The following is a 4,397-nucleotide window of genomic DNA, read 5'->3' as shown; positions in this document are numbered from 1 at the left end:
TCCGCGAGGTGGTGGGCGTCGGCCCCAAGCTCGTGCGCTCGGGCCTCCACGGCCGTACGATCAGCGTCGGTGAGCCCCCCGGTGTCGACCGTCACGGTGTGCACCGGGGCGTCGTAGGTCTCCCGGAGGTACGGGACGCAAAAGGAGGTATCGAGGCCTCCACTGAAGGCAAGAACGATGGACATGAAACTGGACGGTGGGGTTACACACACAAAAATGGCGCTGGCTCAAGAGAACCAGCGCCTTCGCGAACAGGGCAGCAATGCTGCGTCAAATGTCAGTGCCGTCGATCATCTGACGCCCGGGACGCCGGTTCCAACCTGGGAAACGTGCAGTCGTCGCACACGTCGGGCCCGGGGTCGGAGCGTCAGGGCGATGTGGAGGAGGCGGCGGATCATGACGGTGTCTACGATAGCGGGCGCCCCGAGGATTGTCAAGTCAGAGCGTACGCGTTTCGATGACGAACCCGTGAAGGGAAGCGCTTCCAGGGTCTTGACAAGGTTGAACGGGGAAAGCCTAAAATTAGGGGTGCGGGGCCTCCGGGTCCCTTTCTCCGGCACGGTGCCGCCCTTCCCTGCGGATGCAGGCCTTCGTTCGTTGGCCCGATGCGGGGAGTTACGCCGTGGTGTCCTGCCCTTCCTACTGGCCCTGTCCGACGAGCTGGTCTGATCCGTCGCTTAGAATTTTCTTGACGACATCCTTGCTCATTCCCAGGCCCACGCCGGTGCCGATGCCCGATACCCCAAGCACCGTCACCTGCTCCGGCCCAATGAGGTTGAAGGCCCGACGCTTGAGCTCCGCCTTCCGCAGCTCGAAGTTGCGCTTGAGCGCCTCCAGCGAGCTCTGCAGGGAGATGGCCTTCTTGAGCCGGGCCCGGAAGTTAGCGAGATCCCGGTCCAGCTCCGACGCGCTCTCCTCGAGCCTGCGCCGCGCATCGATGAGCACCTCCTGCCGCTTCTCATTGACGAGCTCCGTGATGTCCGTGTCCAGCGAGATCTTCGCCTGCTGGAGCTCCGGCGTAAGGCGACGGGCCTGCTTGCGCTTCGTACGGAGTTCGGACTCGACCGCCTTGATTGCCGATTCGAGCCGGACCTGCCGCTTCTCCTTCATCGCGTCGATCTCCTTGAGCAGCGTACGGATTTCCTCCAGGTCCTCCAGGATCTGATTGTCGGCCGAGGGCATGCTTACGTTCGTTACCTCGATGCCGAAGTCGTCCGACAGGTGGTTGTTCAACGCCGCCACGATGTTGTCGAGGGAGTCTCGTCCGCTGAACTTCACGCGAGCATCCTCGACGGACGTGATGATCCGAAGCGCAATGTAGGAGGCGTAGAGGTTCAGGCTCTTCATGATGCCCGCCGGCGTGGTATTCTCGATAAACTTCTTCGAGTCGACCACCTGAAAGACAATCTGGCTGGAAATGCCGATGCTCGCGTAGTCGGCGGTAAAGTTTGCGTTGTGCATGTCCACCACCTGGTCCCGTTTCGACACCAGGTAGGGAATGTAATCGGAGAACCGGAACAGCCAGTTGCGCCCGTTGCGGGTTTCCTTGTTCTCGTAGGGCGCCCCGAAGCGGCAGAGCACCCCCTCGTAGCCCTCCGGCACGTCCACCTTGGCGTTGAGCAGGTACCGGCCCGTGAACGCGATCCCCCCTCCGAGGAAGAACAGATAGGCGATAAAATTCAGGACCGACGGCAGAAGAACCAGGAGAAAAAGCCCCATGAGCAGAGGGCCGATCCCGGCAAACCGTCGCTTGTCGGGGACAAACTTTAGTACCTCCTCCTCGTCAATCCCCCGAAACTGCTCCTTCAGGGTCTCCTGGGCCGAGTCGGTGACCATCCCAACCATCGACCCCAGCTTGTCCTCAATCTCCCCTTGTACCTTCTTGCGCCCCTCCTCGATCGAAGCCTGAAGCTCATCCGATGCTTTTTCGCTGACGTCCTCTGCGATGCCGCTTGCTGCCTGCTTTACGCTTTCCATAAGTCCGTACCTCCGATCTGACCGACAAGAAGCGAAGAGCGATCTCTGAACGCGTCATCCGTCCTGAAGGGAGGACTCGACCTCCTCAGAAATTTTGTCCAATCGAGCCTCCACGTTTTCGAGCGAGAAGCGCTCGGTCGAGATCTCCGATTCGGAGGAGACCTCCCCGAGGGTGTGCTGGAGATCCTCCATGATCTGATCGACGTTCACTCGTTCGGCCTTCGACTCCATTTCCTGGATGATCTCCTCAATTTCGTCTTCTGTGTAGGAAGCCCCGGCGTCCTCCACCAAATTCTCCAGCTGCTGGAGGGTCCCCGTGTCTTCCAACACTCTCTGGACGACGTCCGCTCCCGGGATGATGTCCTCGTTGACACTGCTGACAACGACGGACTCCACCTGGGGCACGTACTCCGCAAGCTTGTCTTCCAGCTCCCCGAGGATCTCCTCCCATTCGGAGTTGAACCGCTCGATGGCCCCAATCGTGCTCATCTCCTTGGCCCGAATTTGGGCCTGCAGGGACTCGATGAGGGAGATGGCGGGGGCAATTTCTTCCTGGGCCGCGTTCTCGATCGCGGCCTCACGCGCCTCCATGATGGCCTCCTTGTTGTCCGAATCGTTCAGCGTCTGCCGCATGGACTTGATCTCGCGGAGCACCTGATCGGTCTCCCGAACGGCGAGCTTGAGCTCGGCCACCTTCGCCTGAATTTCTTCGTCGATCTCTTCCTCGGTGATTTCTCGGAGCGTCTCGGTGGCCTGCCGGAGCCGCGTGATCGACGAGACGAGCGGCAGTGCGAGCGTGCGCAGGTAGTCCCCGCTCGTGAGGTTGCCCACCGGAATGTGGTCGATGATTTCGATGCCGTACTCCGACCCGAGCCGCTGAAGCCGGTCGAGGATCTGCCGCCGGTCCGGGTCTTCCGACTCTCGGAGGTCGAACTGAGAAATGTCAATTTCCTCGATCTGAGACGCTCCGGTGAGATACTCCACCGAAAGGTTGCTCGACTCGAGGCTGTCGAGGCGCTCGGTGACACTTTCCTCCTCAATCTCCGGCACCTCCACCGGCTCCACCATGAACTGGTTGAACTGGCGGGCGCTGATGCCCAGCACCGAGTCCTTGATGATGCTCTCGTACACCTCCCGGAGCTGGCGGAGAAACTTTTGGAAGCCGCCTCGTTCGAGGAGGCGGTACGTGTCGCGGACCCGCATGCGAAGTGCCCCCCGGTATTTCTGTGTGATGTTCTCGCTCGTATTGCCTGCGATCTCCGGCATCTCCAGCACCATCAGCTTCGTCGACACCACCGCGTGGGGGCTCACTCGCGGATCGAGCACGAAGCTCCACTCTCCCGGCTTGAGGGTCTTGACGATCTTCTCGTGCTTCATGAAGTGAATCTCCGCCCCGGGCTGCCCGGTGTAGAGGTTGTTCTTCACCAGGGAGAACCCGAAGTACAGCAGGTACAGAATGACGGCAGTAAGCCACGTGCCCAGCGAGACCACCTCCAGGCCGGCAAGAGCGTCGACCGTCCAGTGCACGCCCTGCGGCAGAAAGCTCAGGGGCTGATGCAGGGAGTACAGCGAGAGCACGAAGAGCAGCCCGAGGGCCCGGAAGAATGTGGGAAAGAAGCTGAGGACCCCACTGGTTACGTACACGATCCCAATGGTCTGTCCGTCCTCGTCCTGCTGTCCAATTTTCCGGAGTGCGTCCTGGTAGCTGCCTTCTTTTTCGGTGACGCCGATTACGGAATCCATTTGTACGGGATGCGGACTTTTAGCGGAAACGGCAAGGGGTCAGGGATACCAATTCGCCTCTCAGGCTCACAGAAACACGGGGCGTTGTCCGACGACGGAGCCCGGTGTCGGGGCCCGGCAGGCCCTAACGATCGGAGCGCCATTCCGGTTGCCCCCCGCTTTTCTCTCGTCAGGTTAGCCCAAAGGCGGAACGCATGCGTTGAGCACGTCCACGACGTATAGCCGGAGTTCACAATTCGCTCGACTTGTCGTTCCCACCGACGGAACAGAAAGCAGAGCAGAATTCCGAGGGGGCCGACCATCGCGGTGATGGTTCTCTGGTAATCCGGTCAATCTGAATTCGTGAGTGTGCCGTACTGATAAGCGAACGTGCTCCCGGCAGTGTTACAGCGACCGCCGCCTTGGCCGCAGTCCGGAAGCGATGCCGCCGATAGGTCTGTTCCCGCGGGTGCAGGACCACCCTCGGTCGGAGTCGGGAGGTGGCATCTCAGTGCATACCGTCGCTGTAAGGGGACGAACGAGAAACGACAGGCACCGGAGCAGGAGCAACGTGTCGGCGCTGGGTACGGACGCTTAAAAAGAGATGAGGCCGACCTGAAAACATCCCGTCGCCCTTTCAGGCATTCCCGAGAACCGGGCAATGTTCACCGTCGCGTTCGGGAACCCGTCCGCCCCAT

General features: G+C 60.8%; 3 protein-coding genes. All 3 read right to left on the bottom strand.

Going from position 1 to position 4,397, the window contains the following annotated elements; genetic code table 11:
- Positions 1-185: argininosuccinate synthase domain-containing protein (locus ABEL04_RS05165; RefSeq protein WP_375801320.1), on the bottom strand; the 185-nt coding region annotated here is incomplete at its 3' end.
- 454 nt (positions 186-639) lie between these two features.
- Positions 640-1,977, bottom strand: a complete 1,338-nt coding sequence (locus ABEL04_RS05160; protein WP_375801319.1) for a hypothetical protein — start codon at positions 1,975-1,977, stop codon at positions 640-642.
- A 54-nt stretch (positions 1,978-2,031) separates the two neighbouring features.
- The gene (locus ABEL04_RS05155; RefSeq protein ID WP_375801318.1) at positions 2,032-3,720 is read right to left on the bottom strand and encodes a hypothetical protein; all 1,689 of its coding nucleotides are present in this window, start codon (positions 3,718-3,720) and stop codon (positions 2,032-2,034) included.
- Positions 3,721-4,397: the final 677 nt, after the last annotated feature.

This window comes from Salinibacter sp. (assembly GCF_042218895.1).
GTDB lineage: Bacteria > Bacteroidota > Rhodothermia > Rhodothermales > Salinibacteraceae > Salinibacter.
This window is presented reverse-complemented; position numbering and strand designations above follow the sequence as displayed.

Coding starts and splice junctions, on each gene's coding strand:
- ABEL04_RS05160 (WP_375801319.1), bottom strand. CDS start 1,977: ATGGAAAGCGTAAAGCAGGCAGCAAGCGGCATCGCAGAGGACGTCAGC.
- ABEL04_RS05155 (WP_375801318.1), bottom strand. CDS start 3,720: ATGGATTCCGTAATCGGCGTCACCGAAAAAGAAGGCAGCTACCAGGAC.